At 34.1% G+C, this 249-nt stretch carries 1 protein-coding gene; it reads left to right on the forward strand.

Translation table 11 applies throughout. The annotated features are described in order from the left end of the window. Positions 1 to 197 (forward strand): hypothetical protein (locus AAEY88_RS14865; RefSeq protein ID WP_350563631.1); only part of this gene is annotated, 197 nt, incomplete at its 5' end. Between the last annotated feature and the right edge of the window lie 52 nt (positions 198 to 249).

Here is a 249-nt window from a genome sequence, read left to right on the forward strand (position 1 = left end):
ATATTATGCTGCAATACGATAATTACTATTATTTTTACGCAAACGAAAATAACAAAGCAATCATTGAGTTATTAGAGCAAGGCTTAACAAAGTTAGCAGATAGCGGCGAGTTAAATGCGCTTTATGAGCACTATTATCGTGATGTTGAGGACGGGCTTAATTTAAACAACAGACAGGTGTTTAACTTAAAAAATTAATAAGGTTAGGCCGCAAAATGTAGCCTAACCCTAAAAATTATTGCTCCTGCTT

It is taken from the genome of Psychrobacter sp. CAL346-MNA-CIBAN-0220, assembly GCF_040309805.1.
In the GTDB taxonomy this organism is placed as follows: Bacteria; Pseudomonadota; Gammaproteobacteria; order Pseudomonadales; family Moraxellaceae; genus Psychrobacter.